General features: G+C 57.3%; 1 protein-coding gene. It reads left to right on the top strand.

Annotated features, from left to right (window positions below; genetic code table 11):
- Nucleotides 1-457, top strand: a 457-nt coding sequence (locus MM194_RS21750) for a sugar nucleotide-binding protein (RefSeq protein ID WP_241344954.1), incomplete at its 5' end; no start/stop codon positions are given.
- Between the last annotated feature and the right edge of the window lie 157 nt (nucleotides 458-614).

Raw genomic sequence — 614 nt, 5'->3', positions numbered from 1 at the left:
TCACCTCATCTTCCGGACCAGCTGGGTGTATGCCGCCCGCGGTGCCAACTTTGCCAAGACCATGCTGCGTGTTGGCAAGGAGCGCAGCGAGATGTCGGTCATCAATGACCAGTTTGGTGCGCCGACCGGCGCGGAGTTGCTGGCCGACTGCACGGCCCACGCGATCCGTATTGCACAGTACAAACCGGAGGTCGCGGGTCTCTATCACCTGATCGCCTCCGGTACCACCACCTGGTTTGATTATGCCCAGCGAGTCTTCGCCAAAGCGCGGGAAGCCGGTGTCGAGTTGGCCGTGACCCAGGTCAAAGCCGTGCCGACCAGCGCCTTCCCGACGCCCGCCAAGCGCCCCCATAACTCACGGCTCGATACCACCAAGTTCCAGCGCACCTTCGATCTGGTGTTGCCGGACTGGAGCGTGGGCGTCGATCGGATGCTGACCGAGATCCTCGGCAAGTAAGAAGAGAACGAGTGGTGCGGAGATGTACGCTTCTCACTACCAGGGATAAAACACAAGAAGAGTGGCTATTGGGCACACTCTTTTTGATGATTACATAATTCAAATATAAGAAACGAAGCATCATGACTAAACGTAAAGGCATTATTCTGGCCGGTGG

The sequence above is a fragment of the Aeromonas sp. MR16 genome (assembly GCF_022549315.1).
GTDB lineage: Bacteria > Pseudomonadota > Gammaproteobacteria > Enterobacterales > Aeromonadaceae > Aeromonas > Aeromonas aquatica.
Note: the sequence above shows the minus strand (reverse complement) of the source record. Positions and strands in the feature narration are given on the sequence as shown.